16 protein-coding genes are annotated in these 17,578 nt (G+C 70.3%); 1 reads left to right on the top strand and 15 read right to left on the bottom strand.

Annotated features, from left to right (window positions below; translation table 11 throughout):
• Window positions 1-65: 65 nt before the first annotated feature.
• The 14 genes from AB0D85_RS07270 to AB0D85_RS07205 all read right to left on the bottom strand — a co-directional run bounded on the left by AB0D85_RS07270 (window position 66) and on the right by AB0D85_RS07205 (window position 15,941).
• The gene (locus tag AB0D85_RS07270; protein WP_362314873.1) at window positions 66-1,178 is read right to left on the bottom strand and encodes a chondroitinase-B domain-containing protein; all 1,113 of its coding nucleotides are present in this window, start codon (window positions 1,176-1,178) and stop codon (window positions 66-68) included.
• Between the two features lie 22 nt (window positions 1,179-1,200).
• Window positions 1,201-2,190, bottom strand: a complete 990-nt coding sequence (locus AB0D85_RS07265; RefSeq protein ID WP_362315240.1) for a pectinesterase family protein — start codon at window positions 2,188-2,190, stop codon at window positions 1,201-1,203.
• Between the two features lie 46 nt (window positions 2,191-2,236).
• Window positions 2,237-3,358: a pectinesterase family protein gene (locus tag AB0D85_RS07260; protein WP_362314870.1), complete on the bottom strand. Its 1,122-nt coding sequence runs from the start codon at window positions 3,356-3,358 to the stop codon at window positions 2,237-2,239.
• A gap of 101 nt (window positions 3,359-3,459) precedes the next feature.
• The gene (locus AB0D85_RS07255) at window positions 3,460-4,734 is read right to left on the bottom strand and encodes a pectate lyase (RefSeq protein ID WP_362314867.1); all 1,275 of its coding nucleotides are present in this window, start codon (window positions 4,732-4,734) and stop codon (window positions 3,460-3,462) included.
• Window positions 4,735-4,789: 55 nt separating this feature from the next.
• Entirely contained in the window at window positions 4,790-5,566 is a 777-nt protein-coding gene (locus AB0D85_RS07250; RefSeq protein ID WP_362314864.1) for a rhamnogalacturonan acetylesterase, read from the bottom strand.
• A 95-nt stretch (window positions 5,567-5,661) separates the two neighbouring features.
• Complete coding sequence (locus AB0D85_RS07245) at window positions 5,662-6,996, bottom strand: sugar ABC transporter substrate-binding protein (protein ID WP_362314862.1); 1,335 nt, start codon at window positions 6,994-6,996, stop codon at window positions 5,662-5,664.
• A 111-nt stretch (window positions 6,997-7,107) separates the two neighbouring features.
• Window positions 7,108-8,610 carry a family 43 glycosylhydrolase gene (locus tag AB0D85_RS07240; protein ID WP_362314859.1) on the bottom strand — a complete coding sequence of 501 codons (1,503 nt, stop codon included), beginning with the start codon at window positions 8,608-8,610 and terminating at the stop codon, window positions 7,108-7,110.
• Window positions 8,607-9,491, bottom strand: a complete 885-nt coding sequence (locus tag AB0D85_RS07235; RefSeq protein WP_362314856.1) for a PmoA family protein — start codon at window positions 9,489-9,491, stop codon at window positions 8,607-8,609. Before AB0D85_RS07235 ends, AB0D85_RS07240 begins: the two co-directional genes overlap by 4 nt.
• Window positions 9,488-10,636 carry a Gfo/Idh/MocA family oxidoreductase gene (locus tag AB0D85_RS07230; RefSeq protein ID WP_362314853.1) on the bottom strand — a complete coding sequence of 383 codons (1,149 nt, stop codon included), beginning with the start codon at window positions 10,634-10,636 and terminating at the stop codon, window positions 9,488-9,490. Before AB0D85_RS07230 ends, AB0D85_RS07235 begins: the two co-directional genes overlap by 4 nt.
• 70 nt (window positions 10,637-10,706) lie before the next feature.
• Window positions 10,707-11,594 carry a carbohydrate ABC transporter permease gene (locus AB0D85_RS07225; protein ID WP_362314850.1) on the bottom strand — a complete coding sequence of 296 codons (888 nt, stop codon included), beginning with the start codon at window positions 11,592-11,594 and terminating at the stop codon, window positions 10,707-10,709.
• Entirely contained in the window at window positions 11,591-12,526 is a 936-nt protein-coding gene (locus tag AB0D85_RS07220; RefSeq protein ID WP_362314847.1) for a sugar ABC transporter permease, read from the bottom strand. Before AB0D85_RS07220 ends, AB0D85_RS07225 begins: the two co-directional genes overlap by 4 nt.
• A 105-nt stretch (window positions 12,527-12,631) precedes the next feature.
• A complete protein-coding gene (gene araD, locus AB0D85_RS07215) occupies window positions 12,632-14,380 on the bottom strand; it encodes an L-arabinonate dehydratase (protein WP_362314844.1) in 1,749 nt (582 codons plus the stop codon).
• A complete protein-coding gene (locus AB0D85_RS07210) occupies window positions 14,377-15,288 on the bottom strand; it encodes a dihydrodipicolinate synthase family protein (protein ID WP_362314841.1) in 912 nt (303 codons plus the stop codon). Before AB0D85_RS07210 ends, araD begins: the two co-directional genes overlap by 4 nt.
• Window positions 15,285-15,941, bottom strand: a complete 657-nt coding sequence (locus AB0D85_RS07205) for a GntR family transcriptional regulator (protein WP_362314839.1) — start codon at window positions 15,939-15,941, stop codon at window positions 15,285-15,287. The genes AB0D85_RS07210 and AB0D85_RS07205 overlap by 4 nt, the downstream gene beginning before the upstream one ends.
• 233 nt (window positions 15,942-16,174) lie before the next feature.
• Here AB0D85_RS07205 and AB0D85_RS07200 point away from each other — a divergent pair, with 233 nt between their 5' ends.
• Window positions 16,175-16,597, top strand: coding sequence for a hypothetical protein (locus AB0D85_RS07200; protein WP_362314837.1), 423 nt, complete (start codon window positions 16,175-16,177; stop codon window positions 16,595-16,597).
• Here the strand turns inward: AB0D85_RS07200 and AB0D85_RS07195 are convergent.
• Window positions 16,576-17,346, bottom strand: coding sequence for a helix-turn-helix domain-containing protein (locus AB0D85_RS07195; protein WP_362314835.1), 771 nt, complete (start codon window positions 17,344-17,346; stop codon window positions 16,576-16,578). The genes AB0D85_RS07200 and AB0D85_RS07195 overlap by 22 nt on opposite strands.
• Window positions 17,347-17,578: the final 232 nt, after the last annotated feature.

Here is a 17,578-nt window from a genome sequence, read left to right as displayed (position 1 = left end):
GATATCTCATCGGCAGGCAAAAACCGGGTCAAGCGCCCTGGACGGAGGGATTCCGGATCGCCGGGTCAGTCCATCGTCGCCCCGATGGTCGTGCTCCCCGTCGTGAGGAAGGTGGTCGCCGGCAGGGAGCCGTCCGACTGACGGGAGTTGTACGTCGTCGAGGCGTCCGTCGACTTGAAGGCGGGGGTGCTGATGCCGCTGTCCCAGTTGTTGCCGGCGGAGACCACCGACGAGCCCTTGGTGACCGAGCCGCTGCCGTTGCTCACCGCGAGGTTCTTGCCGAGGCGGGCCGCGCTGGTGGCGAAGTAGTAGCCCCACTTGGAGTTGGCGTAGGCGGTGGTGCGGTTGATGACGATCGCGCCGGTGTTGGAGTTCTCGGTGAAGCCGTTGCCGGCGTTGCCCCAGGCGGCGGAGTTGTTGACGACGTGGGCCACGGTGACGCCGTTGCCGCCCAGTTTGAAGCCGTTGCCGTTGCCCTCGAAGGCGGAGTCGCCCCAGCGGTTGACGCCGTTGCCGAAGGACCAGGTGTGCTCGATGGTGACCGGCGAGGAGAAGGACCAGAGGTCGATCCCGTCGTCCGAGTTGTTGTACAGGCGGGCGCCGGTGACCAGGTTGCCGGTGCCGGAGCCGAACTTGATGGCGACGCCGTCCGCGTTCTGGCCGTGCGTGGCGGCGTCGTAGTTGCCGTACGAGTCGAGGTTCTTGACCGTGTTGTTCACGGTCCCGTCCCCGGTGAGCGTGAAGCCGGAGTCGCCGCCGTTGATGGTCTTGATGTTGCTCCAGTTGGTGCCGGTGCAGGACTGGCAGACGACCGCGCTGTCCGGGGAGTTCTGGAAGGTGATGTTGGAGACGTTCCAGTAGTCCGCGGTCAGCTTGAAGATCCAGGAGCCGGAGGGCAGCGAGGACCCGTCGATCTTGACGGTCTCCGAGCCGTACGCGGTGAGCGTGACCGGCGCGGAGGAGGTGCCGTTGACCGTGGACTGGAGGGTGGCCGTCGGGTAGTAGGTGCCGCCGCGGACCTGGATGACCTCGCCGGCAGTGGCGTTCTTGATGGCGCTGGTCAGGTCGGTGGAGTTGCTGACCACGACGGTCGCCGCGTGTGCCGGGGTGGCGACGACGGCGAGTCCGAGCGATGCCGTGGTCACGGCCAGTGCGGTGAAGGTGCTGATACGACGCATGACGTGCGGGTCCTTTCGTCGATCAGAAGGAGCGGATCGGTTGGGGTTTCCAGTCGCCGAGGTAGGTCGCGGGGGTGTGCGAGAGCGCCTCGGCGTCGGTGAGCTGGGGCCGGTTCTCGGGGACGGTGATCACCGCGCCCGGCCCGGAGTTGCGGTACTCCGCGAACCGCATGGACTGCCACGGGTAGGCGTCCCGCATGTTCGTGTAGGGCGCGACGGGGTCGATCCCGGGGCCGATGAGACTGTTCCGCACGACCAGCGAGGGCCAGGCGGTGGTCTCGTACGACGGCACCCAGGGCCGCGCCAGCTTGTACGCCCCGTCCTCCGCGCCGGAGGAGAACCGGCAGCGGACGGCGAGGAACCCGTACGGGTCCGCACGGGCGGTCGAGGGGGCGAACACCATGCCCTTGGGCGTGAAGGCCACGTCCCGTTGCAGGGTGCGGAAGTGGCAGTGCTCGTACACCGCCCTCGCCCGCCCGAAGACGAAGTCGACGTCCCCCTCGACATAGCAGCGGTGGAAGAACTGCCGGTCGAAGGAGTCGAGCGCGGTGGTGTCGGCGAACAGGGTGTCCTGATGGGCGAGCAGCCGGACGTTCTCGAAGTGCGTGCGGTCCCCGGTCAGATACGCGGCGACGGCCTGGGTACCGGTGATGTCCGGGTGGTCGGCGCGCAGCCAGTCGTTGGCGAGGGTGAGATCACGGACCACGAGCCCGGCCGCCGCCGAGGTGAAGGTGGCGGAGCCCGCCGTGCCGTAGGTCCCCGAACCGTCCGGCTTCTGTGTGCCGTTGGCGTTGTCGTGGACGATGACGGCGGCACGCGGATCGCGGACGGCACCCCGCAGGGTCAACTCTCCTTTTTCCGCAGGCACGTCGACGACTTCGCGGTACGTCCCCGGGTGCACGACGATCGTCCAGCCGGGGCCCAGCACCGCGTCCACGGCGGCCTGGACGGAGTCACCGGGCCGGACGTGCAGGACACGGCGGTCGCGGGTGAAGGCGGTGGCCGAGCCCATGGCCACCGCGGCTCCGGCGGCGAGCAGTGCGCGTCGGGTCGGCACGTCAGCACTCCTTCCAGGGGGTCCAGTCGCCGAGGTAGGTCTCCCTGGTCGCGGACTCGGCCTGCTCGTCGGTGAGTTGGGGCCGGTTCTCGGCGACGGTGATCTCGGCGCCCGGGCCGAGGTTGCGGTACTCGGCGAAACGCTGGTTCTGCCAGGGAAAGCTCGCCGACATGTCGGTGTAGGGGGCGACGGCGTCGATGCCGGGGCCGAGCCAGGAGTCGCGGACGACGAGCGAGGGCCGGGCGGTGGTGTCGGAGCTGGGCACCCAGGGCCGGGCCAGCTTGTAGGCGGCGTCCGGAGCCGCGCTGCTGATCCGGCTCCTGCTGACCAGGTAGCCGTACGGGTTGGCACCCGCCGTCGACGGCGCGAGGACGAACCCGTACGGAGGGGCCGCCAGGTCGGTCCGGTCCAGGGTGCGGAAGTGGCACCCCTCGTACACCGCCCTCGCCCGTCCGAAGACGAAGTCGACGTCCCCCTCGGCATAGCAGTGCGCGAAGTACTGCCGGGCGAAGACGCCGAGGGCCGTCGAGTCGGCGTACAGGGTGTCCTGATGGCCGAGGAACCGGCAGTGGTGGAAGGCGCTGCGGTCGCCCTGCACCTTGAGGGCGACGGCCTGGGTCCCGGTGATGTCCGGGTGGTCGGCGCGCAGCCAGTCGTTGGCGAAGGTGATCCAGCGGGCGGTGAAGCCGTCACCCTGCACGGTGGCGGTGGCGGAGCCGGTGGTGCCGTACGTCCCGCCGCCGGGCTTGGGGGTGCCGGCCGCGTTGTCGTAGACGATGACGACGTCGCGCGGGTTCTCGGAGGCGCCGATCCAGGTGGCCTCGGTGCGGGTGACGTCGACGGCGACCGTCTCCCGGTAGACGCCCGGGGCGAGGACCAGGGTCCGGCCGCTGCCGGTGGCGGCGCTGACGGCGGCCTGGACGGTGGTGAGGTCACCGCGCCCGTACGGGTCGACGTACAGGGTCCCCGGGGTGAGGCGGTGCTCCGGCGAGCCGTACCGCCCGAAGGGGCGCGGCCCGCCGGTGGCGTGCGCGGGCAGGGCGGCCAGGCCGAGCGCGGCGCCCGCCCCGGCGCTCGCGAGGAGGAAACCCCGTCTGGACAGGGGAAGGTGGGGCGAGGACATGCGGGTGCTCCTTGGCGATGGACAGAAAGAGGGGGTGGCGGTACGTCCTTTGCCATGGGGGGTGGGGGCCGGGACGCGAAGTGCCCCGGCCCCGGCGGGTGTCAGCGCAGCCGGCCGGCGCCCGCGCCACAGTCGACGATGCGCGGCACGTCCTGCGCCGGGTCGATCTTCGTGCGCAGGGTCGGGGTCCAGCCGGCGCCGGTCTGGAGGATCTCGCCGGGGACCTCGGTGTTGTGGACGGCGATGAGGTCGGTCAGCTCGCCGTTGACGTAGTTGTCGTCGGCGGTGAGCGGCGCCTCCTTCCACTTCTTCAGGATCGTGCCGGTGCTGATCCCGTCCGCGAGGGTGAACGCGTTGTGCTCGGCGACGAGTTGGGACTCCATGCCGATGCCGTAGCTGTAGCCGTAGCCGTCCTCGGCGACGAAGTGGTTGTTGTAGGAGTCGACCTGCCCGAACCGCACCCGCGGGGCCCGCTCCACCAGGTTGGAGAACAGGTTGTGGTGGAAGGTGACCTTGAGATGCCCCCGGTCGACGGCGGCGGTGGACGCGCTGTCGCTGTTGCCGATGAGGATCGTCTTGTCGTGGTCCTCGAAGACGTTCCAGGAGGCGGTGACGTAGTCGGCGCCCTTGACGATGTCCAGCTCACCGTCGTGCTGTTCGTAGATCCGCCCGAAGTAGTAGGGCAGCGTGCTGTCGGGGTGGTCTCCGTCGGTGAAGGTGTTGTGATCCATCCACACATGCGTGGACCCGTAGATCACCGCGCTGTCGTACTCGGAGTTCCAGTTGCCGTCGGCGGTGTCGGTCGGGTCCCACTGCGGGAAGCAGTCGAGGGGGCTCTCGAAGCTCAGGTTGCGGACGATGACGTTGTCGACGGCCTTGATCTGCAGGCTGGCGCCCTTGAAGCCGGCGTCCTTGCCGATGCCGACGATGGTGGTGTTGGCCGGGACGTAGGCCTTGATGTACGCGTCCTGGTTGGCCTCGGAGGCGCGGCGCAGCCCCTCCGGGCTGTCATCGGGCTCGTTGTCGAGGTTGGTGGAGTGTCCCCAGGCCTCGGGTGAGTACTTGGCGAGGTAGGCGCCGAAGTCGTAGCCGGGCGCGGCGAAGGAGTCGCAGCTGGGCCCGTCGGCGTCGATGGTCCCCACCACTCTGACGATCTTCGGCGCGCTGCCGCCGTCGGCGAGGGCGGCCTTGAACTCGTCCCAGGTGGTGACGGTGTAGACGTGCGCGGAGTCGGCGGCGGACCCGCCGGTGGTCCCGGTGCCGGCCGCGCCCCAGCCGTCGTTCGCGGCCAGCACCTGCCGGTCGGGCGCGACCCGGTGGGGGGCGGCGGCCTGGGCGTTCCCGGTCACGGCCAGCACGAGAGCCGTGCAGCCCACGACCGCCACTATGACGCGTCCATGACATTTCTGTGCAATCACTGTGCGGGTCTCCTCAGCTTGCGGGTGGCCAGGTGATCCAGGAGGTGGGGATGTCCTTGTGCAGCCGGATGACGTCGTGCCGGGACAGCACCCGGGTGCGCAGCAGCTCCTGCGCCACGAGCCGGGCCACGGCGATGGCCCCCGGCGGGTTGAAGTGCGTGTTGTCCTGCTCGGTGGCGGTCCAGTTGAAGTACGTCTTGGTCGCCTCGACCCCGAGCGACTGCCACAGCGCGAGCGACAGCGCCTCGATGTCGAGCAGCGCGACCCCTTCCTGCGCGGCGAGCGCACGCATCGCCGCCGGATAGTCGCCGTGGGTCGGCACGGCGTTGCCGTCCGCGTCGAATCTGCGGCGCTCGACCGGGGTGGCGAGCACGGGCCGCGCACCGCGCGCGCGGGCACCGTCGACGTACATCCGCAGATACTGCTGGTACGTCGTCCAGGGCTCGGTGTACCGCGTCGGATCGGCGCTCTTCTCGTCGTTGTGCGCGAACTGGACGAGAAGCAGATCGTGCGGCCGGACGGTGGCGAGGATGGCGTCGAGCCGCCCTTCGTCGACGAAGCTCTTGGAACTCCGGCCGTTCACCGCTTGGTTGGAGACGGAGACGTCCTTCCGGAGGAAGAAGGGAAGAGCCATGCCCCACCCGGTCTCCGGAGCCTCGTCGGCGTATTTCTGGGCGGCGGTGGAATCACCGGCGATATAGAGGGTGCGCCGGTTTTTCTCGGGAGAACGCCCGACGAGAGGAACGGCGGCGAGGCCGGCCACTGCGACCTGCCTACGGGTGAGTGACACGAGGGTCCACCTTTCAGGTTCTTCAGGGGCGCGGGGAACTGCGCGACCAGCCACAACCAACCGGCAGCCCCCCACAACCGAAACCACCCGAGCTCTCAGTGATGGGCCTTCCAGTCCGCCTGCGCCTTGTCGATCTGATCGGCCAACGTGTCCAGGAACTCCTTCGCCGTCATCTTCCCGAGCAGCACCTTCTGGAAGTTCGGCTCGTTGTCGGCCTTGGAAATGGTGTTCCAGTCGGGCAGGTAATAAGGAAGCTGCACGATCTTCGTCGTGGCCCCGTTCAGCGCCTCGGCAGCCAGCTTCGTCGGCTCCGACGCCTGGACCCACGAGTCCTGCGCCGCCTCGTTGTTCGCCGGCACCTGCCCCGCCGACTCGTTCCACTCGCTGTTGGCCTCGTGCGAAGCCGCGAACTCGATGAACTTCCAGGCGGCGGCCTTGTTCTTGCCGGACTTGAACAGCCCTAGGCCGTCGACCGGGTTGGAGACCTGTACCCGGGTCCCGTCGTCGAGGGTCGGATTCGGAATCCCCTTGAACTTCCCGCTCAGCGATTTCTCGTGGTCGGCGTAGGAACCGAGGTTGTGGCTCAGCATCCCGATCGTGCCGGAGTCCCACTGCGCGACCATCTTGGTGAAGTCGTTGTTGACGTCGGCGGACGGGGTGTCCTTCTTGTACAGCCCGATGTACTTCTCCAGCGCGGCCACGTTCTTCGGGTCGTTGACCGTGGTCTTGTCGCCGTTCCAGAACGAGGTGATCCCGCTCTGCCCGTAAGTGGCGTCCAGCGCCTGGGCGATGGACCCCTCCCCGCCCCGGATCGTGTACCCGAACCGGTTCTTCGCCGTGTCGGTGAGTTTGTCGGCGGCCGTGTAGAACTTCGTCCAGGTGGTCGGCGCGTCCAGCTTGGCCGCACCGAACAGATCGGTCCGGTACCAGAGCGTGCCGTTGTTCGCGGAGGTCGGCACGGAGTAGGTCTTGCCGTCGCCACCGGCGGCCTTGACGCTCTCCAGGAACTTGTCGTTGAGCTTGCCGTTCAGCGAGCTCTTGGCGAGCCGGCTGTCCAGCGGCTCCAGGGCGCCCTGCGCGGCGACCTCCGCGAGCATCGCGGTGCCGACCCCGCCGACGTCGGGCAGTCCGCCGCCCTGGATGGCGGTGTCGTACTTGGACTGGACACTGGCGGCGGGCACACCGACGTACTTGACCTTGATGTCGGGGTTCTGCTTCTCGAAGTCGGCGATGATCTGCTTCCAGACATCGGTGCGGACACCGCCGTTGTTGTCCCAGAAGGTGATCGTGCCCTTGCCGGAGCCCTCGTTGCCCTTGTCCCCCGCGCTGCCGCTGCCGTCGTCGCCGCAGGCGGTGGCGGTCAGCGCGAGCACGGAGCCCAGGGCGACGGCGACGGCCGCGCGCCTGCTTCTGCGGATGCTGCTCTTCATCGGTCGGCTCTCTTCTTCTGGATCCAATGAACTCGTGAAGGTGTGCGGAGGTGTCGTCGGCAAGCGCTTGCTACGGTGATGCGGCATTGCGGCTCCCCACAGGAGTGCGGACTACCTGGCGCTGATCCGGAACTGCGTGAAGGTGGCCGCCCCGGCGGGGCCCGGCCCCTCGGGCGCGACGGCGAAGAGGCCGAGCAGGGCGCCGACCCAGCGCCAGGGCGTGGCGGCGAACACCGGTCCGGAGGGCACGAACCCCGCCCCCACGTCGTACGAGAACCGGCACCGCGCCCCCGCGCCGATCTCGATCCGCAGCCGGGCCCGTCCCCGGGGCGCCGGGCAGCCCCGCGAGGCGTCCCGTTCCCGGTCGGCGGCGGCCACGGCGAACCGGTGCACCAGTCGCGCGGACCCGTCCGGCCCGCACTCCAGCCCGATCCAGCCGAACGCGTCCCCCAGCACCGCGAGCCCCGCCCGCGCACCGGACTCCGGGCTGTCCAGCCGCAGTTCGACCTCCACCACACACGGCATCCCGGGCAGCCGCTGGGTCAGCACATGCGGCAGTCGCCGCAGATCGTGCGCGTCCCCCGAGCGCACGCACGCCAGCCGCAGCCCGTCCCCCGAGTGCTGGGTGGCCCAGCCCGCACCGGGATTGGCCGTCCACTGCCACTGCCGTCCGAACCGCCCGCCGGGGAAGTCGTCGTCGGTGGCGGGCGCGGCGGGCGGCTGCGCCGGCAGACCGGGCCTCGGGTGTACGGCGACGGGCGCGCCGTCGTCCCCGATCACCGGCCATCCGTCCGCACCCCAGCGCATCGGCTGGAGGTGCACCACCCGGCCGTACGCCCCCCGCTGCTGGAAGTGCAGGAACCAGTCCTCGCCGCCCTGGGTCCGCACCCAGCCGCCCTGGTGCGGCCCGTTGACGTCGGTGTCCCGCTGCTCCAGGACGATCCGTTCCGCGTACGGCCCGAAGAACCCGCGTGCGCGCAGGGCGCCCTGCCAGCCGGTCTCCACTCCCCCGGCGGGGGCGAGGATCCAGAACCAGCCGCCGTGCTGGTAGAGCTTGGGTCCTTCGAGGGTGAACCAGCCGGGGATGCGGTCCCCGTCGACGATGGTCTTGCCGGCGTCGAGGAGCGAGGTGCCGTCGGGGTGCATACGGTGGCCGGTGAGCCGGTTGCTGATCCCGGAGCGGGACCTGGCCCAGGCGTGCACGAGGTACGCCTCGCCGGTCTCGTCGTCCCACAGGGGGCAGGGGTCGATCAGTCCCCGGCCCTCCTTCACCAGGTGCGGGCGGCTCCAAGGTCCCCTGATCTGCGGGGCGTTGACCTGGAAGATGCCCTGGTCGGGGTCGCCCCAGAAGATCCAGAAGCGGTCGTCGTGATGCCGTAACGAGGGTGCCCAGACACCGCAGTCGTGGCGCGGGGTGGTGAACTGCTGCTCGGGTTCGAGACGTTCGAGGGCGTGGCCGACCAGGGTCCAGTTGACGAGGTCGCGGGAGTGCAGCAGGGGCAGTCCGGGGACCCGGCCGAAGCTGGACGCGGTGAGGTAGAAGTCGTCGCCCACGCGGACGACGTCGGGGTCGGACCAGTCGGCGTCGAGAATCGGGTTGGTGTACGTCGTCACTGGGTCACCGCCTTGCGGACCAGTGCGGCCGCCTCACCGCGCCCGAGGCGGCCGTCGGCGACGACGGTGACGATCCGGCGTACGACGGTCTCGCCATGGGGGCACCTCCCACGCCTTTCGGGCTGTGGGGGAGGGATCGGCAACCGCTCGTCGTGGGCCAGCGAGGAGCCGACGCCCGGGTACTCGGCAGTGCGGACGAACCAGGGGTCACGGCGGGTGTCCTCGGTGGCCCCGGCGAAGACCAGCGTCCAGTCGGTGCCGGCCAGCGCCAGCCAGTCGGCGCGGCTGCCGTGCACCGCCTCCTCGCCCTCCCGGTCCGCCGTGAAGGCGTCCGGCGCGGCGGCCTCCTTGCGGGCCCGCCAGAAGTAGCCGCCGTAGGCCGCGCCGGGGCGTCCGTTGGTGGCGGGGCTGCCGATCGAGAGCGGGCCGCCGGTGACGTTGGTGAGGGAGAAGGTGAAGTCCAACGCCCAGGCCGTGTCGGTGAGTTCGGTGGCCGCGACGGTGCGCCGCTCGCGCAGCAGGTCCGCCCCGGCGACGGCCCAGCGCAGCTCCTCCACGAAGCCGTCCGGGTCGCTGAGCTGGAAGGCCACATGGCGCTGGGTGCCGTGGTCGTCCAGCTCGGTCGGCCCCTGGTCCCGGACGTAGGTCCGCCCGCCCCAGAAGTTGTGCCCCTCGACGTCGGGAACGGCGACACCGACGCCGAGGTGGTGGGTGTGGTCGGCGGGGGTCAGCTCGGTGACCGCCGTGCCGGCCAGGGTGGTGACGGGGTGGAGGTAGGGGCGCGGGGAGAGCCGGGCGGGGAGCCGGTGGTACGTCACATAGCGGCCCACCGGCCGCCCGGCCACCTTCAGCAGCAGCCCGTTCGTCTGGCTGTCCGTCATGTGCTCACCTCTTTCGGCGGGGCCCAGGGGGCGCTCAGCTCGGAGTAGAGGGCGAGGGTGTCGGCGGCGGCCGCGACCAGGCCGTCGATGCCGGTCACGACCCGGCGGTCCTCCTCGGGCAGGAAGCGCCAGGTGCCGGCGGGCAGTGCGACCGGGTCGTCGGCCAGCCGAATCGCCTCGACGACCTTCATGAAGGCGCCGGTCGCGTCCGGCTCGACCAGCAGCTCGGCGCCCGTGATGAGGTGGTCGACGAGGTTCTCCAGCAGGTCCGTACTGCCGTACTCGATCTCCTGCGGACCGTGGCCCGCCCGCTGCACCAGCACCCGGTCCTGCTTGTACCAGAAGGTGATCCGGCCGCTGTCGCCGTGGACGAGGACATACGGGTCCCCCGGTTCCTCGGCGCAGAGCGTGGCGGCCACCGTGACCGGGCCGCGCGGGGTGCTGACGCGGACGCAGGAGGTGTCGTCGGACTCGATGTCGTTGGCACGCAGCAACTCGGTCTCGATGCCGGTGACGTCCTCGGCGTGGGTGGTGCCGAGCAGGGCGAGGCCGGTGGCGACGGCGTGCGCGAGGGGGTTGGTGAGGACGCCGTCGACGACGTCGACGCCGTTCAGACGGCGCTTGCCCGCCCAGGGCGCGCGCCGGTAGTAGGACTCGGCCCGGGCCCAGGCGCCCGCGCCGCCCACCCCCACCACGTCGCCGATCGCGCCCTCCCCGATCAGCTTCCGGATCGCGGGCACGGCGTGCGAGCCCAGCGACTGGAAGCCGATCTGGCAGACCACGCCCGCCTTGGCGACCCCGTCGGCCATCCGCCGGAACTCCGCGTACGACGGCGCCGGCGGCTTCTCCAGCAGCAGGTGCACGCCCCGCTCGGCGGCCGTCAGGGCCAGGTCGGTGTGGGTGGGGATCGGCGTGCAGATCACGGCGATCCCGGCGCCGGTCGAGTCGAGGAGCCCACCGAAGTCGGCGGACTGGGCGGGCTCGCCGAGGCCCTCCGGCAGTTCGTCCGGGCCCAGCGGGGTCAGCTCGCAGATCCCGGCGAGCCGTACGACCCCCTTCTCCTGGAGTCGCCGGATGTTCTCCAGGTGCCAGCGGCCGTGGCCGCGCGCTCCCGCCAGAACGATGTCGATACTCCTGGTGCTCATGGCATCCTCCCTGCGCTGTCGATCTTTGCGTGCAGGGTAAGCGTCCGGCCTGCGGAAACGGGGAGGTGTCTCATCCCTTCACCGCCCCCGCGCTGAAGCCGGTGATCAGCCACTTCTGGATGAAGGCGAAGACGATCACGACCGGTACGGCGGCGATGATGCCGCCCGCAGCCAGTGCGCCCAGGTCGACGCTGTCCGCGCTCATCAGGGTGTTGAGGCCGACCGGGATGGTCTGCTTGCTCTGGTCGGAGAGGAACATCAGGGCGAACAGGAAGTGGTTCCAGGCGTGCACGAAGGCGAAGGAGCCGACCGCGATCAGTCCGGGCCGCAGCAGCGGGAGCACGACGATCCGGAAGGCGGTGAGCCGGTTGCAGCCGTCGACCCAGGCTGCCTCCTCCAGGGAGTAGGGCACGTTCCGGATGAAGCCGCTGATCAGGATCATCGACAGCGGGAGCTGGAAGACCGTCTCGGCGATGATGACGCTGCCCAGGGAGTTGATCATCCGCAGGTTGGCGAAGATCTGGAAGAGCGGGACCAGGAGCAGCGCGCCCGGCACGAACTGGGAGCAGAGCAGGGCCAGCATGAAGCCGCGCTTGAGCCTGAAGTCGAAGCGGGCGAGGGCGTAGCCGCCGGCCAGCGCGACGACCGTGGTCAGCACCAGGGTCGCGACGCCGACGTAGACGCTGTTGGTGAAGTAGGTGCCGAAGCTGCGCTCGGTCCACACCTTCTGGAAGTGGTCGAAGGTGACCGGCCAGGGGACGAGGGAGGTGGAACCGGCCGGGCGGAGGGCGAAGAGCAGGATCCAGTAGAAGGGGACGAGGGTGAACAGGAGGTAGATCCCCAGCGGGAGGTAGATCTGCCAGCGGGGGACCTCGTCCCAGGCGCGGCGCCTCTTCCCCGGCCGGGCGGGCGCGGCGGCCACGCGGTTCTCCTCGGTGGGGGCGATCTCGGTGATCACTTCGTCTCGCCTCCGAACTTGCTCAGCCGCAGGTAGACGACCGAGCAGAAGAGCAGGATCACGAACGCCACGGTGGTCAGCGCCGAGGCGTAGCCGAAGTTGTGGGCGTCGACGCTGGTGTTGGCGATGTAGAGGGGAAGGGTCGTCGTCTCCCCCGCGGGACCGCCTCCGGTCAGGGTGTAGAGCAGGTCGACGTTGTTGAACTCCCACACCGCGCGCAGCAGCGTGGACAGGACGATGGCGTCCTTCAGGTGCGGCAGTGTGATGTGCCAGAACTGCTTGAGCCGGCTCGCCCCGTCGACCTCGGCGGCCTCGTACAGGTCCTTCGACACGGACTGGAGGTCGGCGAGGATGAGGATCGCGAAGAAGGGCACGCCCCGCCAGAGATCGGCGACCACCGCCGCCGGAAAGACGGTCGAGGTGTCCGACAGCCAGCTGGTTCCGTACGACCCGATCCCCGCGTCGGCGAGATAACGCGTGATGCCCGTCTGGGAGTTGTAGAGCAGCACCCAGATCGCGGAGGTCAGCACACCGGAGACGGCCCACGGCGAGAAGACCAGGGCGCGCCCCAACGCCCGCCCCACGAAGGTCTGGTTGACGATCAGCGCGAGCCCGAGCCCGAACAGCAGCTGCAGCCCGACTTCCACCACGACCCACTTGGCGCTGAAGGTCAGCGTGTCCCAGAACTGCGGGTCGTGGGCGAAGGCCTGCGTGAAGTTGCCGAGTCCCGCGAAGCCGTTCCGCCAGGGCTTGGTCGGGTTGTAGTTCTGCAGGCTGTAGTAGAAGACGCTGAGCACCGGGTAGGCGATGAAGCCCAGCATCAGCAGGGCCGCCGGGGCGATCAGCAGATACGGCAGCCTGCGCGGTGTCGCGGAGGCACGGCGCCGCCGGGGTGGCGCGGGCGGTTTCGCCACGGCTGCGGCTTGGGCCATGACCTTGTTCTCCGTTCGCAGTCAGACACTTACAGGGAGTGCAGGAAGCGCTTGCTCGATGCACGCGGTTGAAGCGCTTCGACGATCGTCGTCAAAGGGGGGTGGTCAGCCCGCGTACGGGTCCGGGACTTCTCCGGGCCGGGCCAGGAACTCGAAGTCGCAGCCGGTGTCGGCCTGGGTGATCTGCTGGTCGTAGAGCGCGCCGTAACCGCGCTCGTACCGCGCGGGCGGCGGGGTCCACCGCGCCCTGCGGCGCGCCAGCTCCTCGTCGTCCACGTCGAGCCGGAGGGTGCGGGCCTCGACGTCCAGGGTGATGGAGTCCCCGGTGCGGACGAGGGCGAGCGGCCCGCCGATGTACGACTCGGGCGCGATGTGCAGGACGCAGGCGCCGTAACTCGTGCCGCTCATGCGGGCGTCGGAGATCCGCACCATGTCCCGGACGCCCTGCCTGAGGAGGTGGTCGGGGATGGGCAGCATGCCGTACTCGGGCATGCCGGGGCCGCCCTTGGGCCCGGCGTTGCGCAGCACGAGCACGCTGTCGGCGGTGATGCCGAGGGCGGGGTCGTTGATGGTGCGCTGCATGGTCCGGTAGTCGTCGAAGACGACGGCCCGGCCGGTGTGCTTGAGCAGGTGCGGCTCGGCGGCGATGTGCTTGATGACGGCGCCGTCCGGGCAGAGGTTGCCGCGCAGCACGGCGACCCCGCCCTCGTTCGCGACCGGGTTGTCCCGGGGCCTGATGACGTCGTCGTTGTGCACCTGGGCGCTCGCGAGCTGCTCGCGGTAGGTGTCGTACGACACCGTGGGCCGGTCGAGGTGGAGCAGGTCGGGGATGCGGGAGAGGAAGCCGGGGAGGCCGCCCGCGAAGTGGAAGTCCTCCATGAGGTAGGTCTGTCCGCCGGGCCGGACGTTGGCGAGGACGGGCACGGTGCGGGCGATGCGGTCGAAGTCGTCGAGGGTGAGGCGGACACCGGCGCGGCCGGCCATGGCGATGAGGTGGATGACGGCGTTGGTGGAGCCGCCGAGCCCGAGGACGGTCGTCACCGCGTCCTCGAAGGCGTCGGGGGTCAGTAGTTGGGAGAGCCGCCGGTCCTGGTGGACGAGGTCGACGATCCGCATCCCCGCCGCGGCGGCCATCCGGTCGTGCCCCGAGTCGACGGCCGGGATGCTCGACGCGCCCGGGACCGTGACCCCGAGGGCCTCGGCGGCGGCGGTAAGCGTGGAGGCCGTGCCCATGGTCATGCAGTGCCCGGGCGAACGGGCGAGTCCGCTCTCCAGCTCCGCCATCTCGCAGTCGCCGATCAGACCGGCGCGCTTGTCGTCCCAGTACTTCCACATGTCGGTGCCGGAGCCGAGGACCTCGCCCCGCCAGTGGCCGGGGAGCATGGGTCCTGCGGGCACGAAGACGGTGGGCAGGTCGACGGTGGCGGCGCCCATGAGGAGGGCCGGGGTGGACTTGTCGCAGCCGCCCATGAGGACGGCGCCGTCCACGGGATACGACCGCAGCAGTTCCTCGGTCTCCATGGAGAGCAGGTTGCGGTAGAGCATCGGGGTCGGCTTCTGGAAGGTCTCGGAGAGGGTGGAGACCGGGAACTCCAGCGGGAAACCGCCCGCCTGCCAGACGCCCCGCTTGACGGCCTGCGCCCGGTCACGGAGGTGCACATGACAGGGATTGATGTCCGACCAGGTGTTGAGGATCGCGATGACGGGCTTGCCGAGGTGCTCCTCGGGGAGGTAGCCGAGCTGGCGGGTACGGGCGCGGTGGCTGAAGGAGCGGAGGCCGTCGGTGCCGTACCACTGGTGGCTGCGCAGTTCCTCGGGCTTCTTGCGGGGGGTGTGCGTGTCGGGTGCGTTCATATCGACCATCCGGCGGCGATGGCGGCGACCTCGGCGCGCTCTTCCTCGGGCAGTTGCCTGCTGGGCGGGCGGACGTCGCGGCGGCACAGGCCGAGGGAGGCGAGGGCCTCCTTGACGACGGTGACGTTGTCGGCGGAGCCGTTGGCGGCGCGGAGTTCCTCGAAGCGGCGGATCTGTTCCCAGATCTTCATGGCGGCCGGGTAGTCGCCGGATCGAAGCGCTTCGATCATGTTCAGCGAAACGGCCGGGGCGACGTTCACGAGACCGGAGGTGAAGCCGGTGGCGCCGGCCGAGAAGTAGGAGGGTGCGTAGGGCTCGGCGAGTCCGGCGACCCAGACGAACCGGTCGAGCCCCGCGTCACGGGCGAACGCGGCGAACTTGGCGGCGTCGGGGACGGCGTACTTGACGCCGATCACGTTGGGGCAGGCGTCGGCGAGTTCGGCGAGGCGGGCGCCGGGGAGCTGGGCGTTGCGGACGTAGGGGACGACCCCGAGCTCGGGGACGGACTCGGCGATGGCGCGGTGGTAGTCGACCCAGCCGGACTGCGAGACGTACGGGTGGACGGGCTGATGGACCATGACCATCTGCGCACCGCGTTCACGGGCGTACCGGGCGGAGGCGACGGCGGTCGGCACGTCGTGCCCGACGCCGACCAGGATCGTGGCCCGCTCCCCGGCCTCTTCGAGGGTCAACTCGGTGACGAGCTGCCGCTCCTGGGGGGTGAGGGCGTAGAACTCGCCGGTGTTGCCGTTGGGGGTGAGGGTGCGGATCCCGCCGTCGACGAGGCGGCGCAGCAGGGCCCGGTGGGCGGTCCGGTCGACGCTGCCGTCCTCGGCGAAGGGGGTCACCGGGATGGCCACGACGTCGGCCAGGGCCGCACGTTGGGTCTCGAACGCCACGCTGCTCATTCCTGTCCTTCCTTTGCCTGGGCTTCGGGGTACGCGCGCTCGACGAAGGACGCGATGTGACCGTGCAGGGCACGGGCTGCGCCGTCGGCGTCTCCCGCGAGGGCGAGCCGGAGGATCTCGCGGTGCTCGTCGGCCTCACGCTCCCAGGAGGGGGACGCGGCCCAGGCCACGGCGGAGACGAGGGCGGCCTGGTCGCGGACCTCGTCGAGCATCCGGCCGAGGAGCGGGTTGCCGCACGGGGAGTAGAGGGCGCGGTGGAAGTCCCGGTTGGCGAGGGAGCGTTCGGCGGTGTCGGTGGCGTCGTCGGCGCGGGTGAGGGCGTCGCGGGCGGCGTCGAGGGAGGCGCCGCGCCGCACCGCCCGCCGGAGTGCCTCGGGTTCGAGAAGCAGCCGTACGTCGTACACCTCGCGTGCCATGTCCGCGTCCACCATGCGCACCGTGACGCCCTTGTACTGGCTCATCACGACCAGCCCGGTCCCGGCCAGGGTCTTGAGCGCCTCTCTCACGGGGGTCTTGGACACCCCGAACTGCGCGGCGAGCTCGGTCTCCACCAGGGCCTGACCGGGCGTCAGCTGCCCGGTCAGTATGCGGTGTTTGATCGCGTCCAGCACGAACTGCGTGCGGGACGGGATCGGCATGGGCACAGAGGTCATGCGCGCCTCTCGGGGTCACGTACCAGGTCCGGGGACCTGATCTGACGTATCTGATCTCGCGTATCGCGTCTCATATATGACGTACGAAGTACGACGCGGATGAAGGTAGGAGGACGGCTGTGTTTCGTCAATGCTTCTGACAAAGGTGGTGTCCATTCCCTGCCGGGAATTGCCGGTCGCGGCCGCGCGCCGCAGGCTCTGGTGCGCAACGACCCGCCGGCAAGGAGACGTACATGATCGAGATCGACGCGCAGTGCCTGGCCGACCGCTACCTGGCCCAGTGGACCGTGCCGGACGCCGCCGGACGCCGCGCGGCCATCGAGCGGTTGTGGGCCGAGGACGCCACCCACGTCCTCCAGCCGCCCGCGGCGATCCGGGAGATCGCCGCGGAACTCGGCTTCGACCACACGACTCTGGAGGCCCAGGGCTACGACGCCATCGAGACCCGGGTGACACGGAGCTACGAGCGGTTCGTCGAGAAGATGGGCTTCACTTTTCGGCCGCGCGGCGACGCGGTACGCCTCAACGGCGTGGTCAGGTTCGGCTGGGACACGGTGTCCGCCGGAACCGGTGACGTCGTGGGCGGCGGCCTGGAGGTTCTCGTGCTCGACGACGACGGCCGGATCAAGACCGACTACATGTTCCCGGGGGCCTGACCGGCGGAAGCGGACCCGGCGGCGGCCGAGAGCGCCTCGGCCGTCGCCGGGTCGGCCGGCAGGAACGCCTCCAGCTTGAGCTCGGCGAGTGTCACGTCGACGGCGGTGGCGAAGGTCGTCACGGTCGTCATCAGGCGCAGCTCTCCGTACGAGGACCGCAGGCGGAGCGGGACGGCGAAACCCAGTGCGCCGGCGGACGGCTCCAGTTCGGGCACGTACCCGGCGAGCTCGGCACGCAGCTCCTCCAGGTGGCCGAGGCGGGCCAGGATGTGCCGCGCCCATTCGGCGAGGTTGTGGATGCGGGGCGCCAGACCGTCGGGGTGCAGCGCAAGACGGTAGACGTTCGTGCCCGGGCCCACCAGCTCGGCGGCCGCGCCCTCGGTGATCAGGTCGAACGCGGTGTTCGCGGCGATCAGGTCACCGCCGCGGTCCACGACCAGCGCCGGATACGGCAGATGCCCGCGGAGGATGTGGTCGATCGCCGTGCGCACGGGGGCCAGCACCGGATCGTCCAGAGGGCTTTCGGGGTAGACGGGCGCGTACCCGGCGGCGAGCAGCAGCTCGTTGCGCTCCCGCAACGGCAGTTCCAGCGACTCGGCCAGGCGTACGACCATGTTCCGGCCGGGGACGGATCTGCCGGACTCGACGAAGCTGAGGTACCGCTGGGTGGTGCCCGCCCGCAGCGCCAGGTCGAGCTGGCTGAGCCGACGGCGGGCACGACGATCGCGAAGCGCGCTGGGGAAGTCCACGGGCCTGTTGTAACGGCGGCGGCGGACCCCGGGCCATTCCCCGCAGGGAATTGCCGCGAGGCGCCTCACGGCCGGACATCACCCCCGCGCCGTTCGTCCCGGTACGGATCGACGAGGACGTCGAGGGCGGCCACCGGGCCTTGGACGGTTACGCACGGGCCACGGGTCGGGGACCTGATCCCCGCCGTCAGGAGGGCGCCGGATCGCGGCTTCGCCGCGGAGGGTTCCCGAA

The sequence above is a fragment of the Streptomyces sp. NPDC048277 genome (assembly GCF_040652235.1).
In the GTDB taxonomy this organism is placed as follows: Bacteria; Actinomycetota; Actinomycetes; order Streptomycetales; family Streptomycetaceae; genus Streptomyces.
This window is presented reverse-complemented; position numbering and strand designations above follow the sequence as displayed.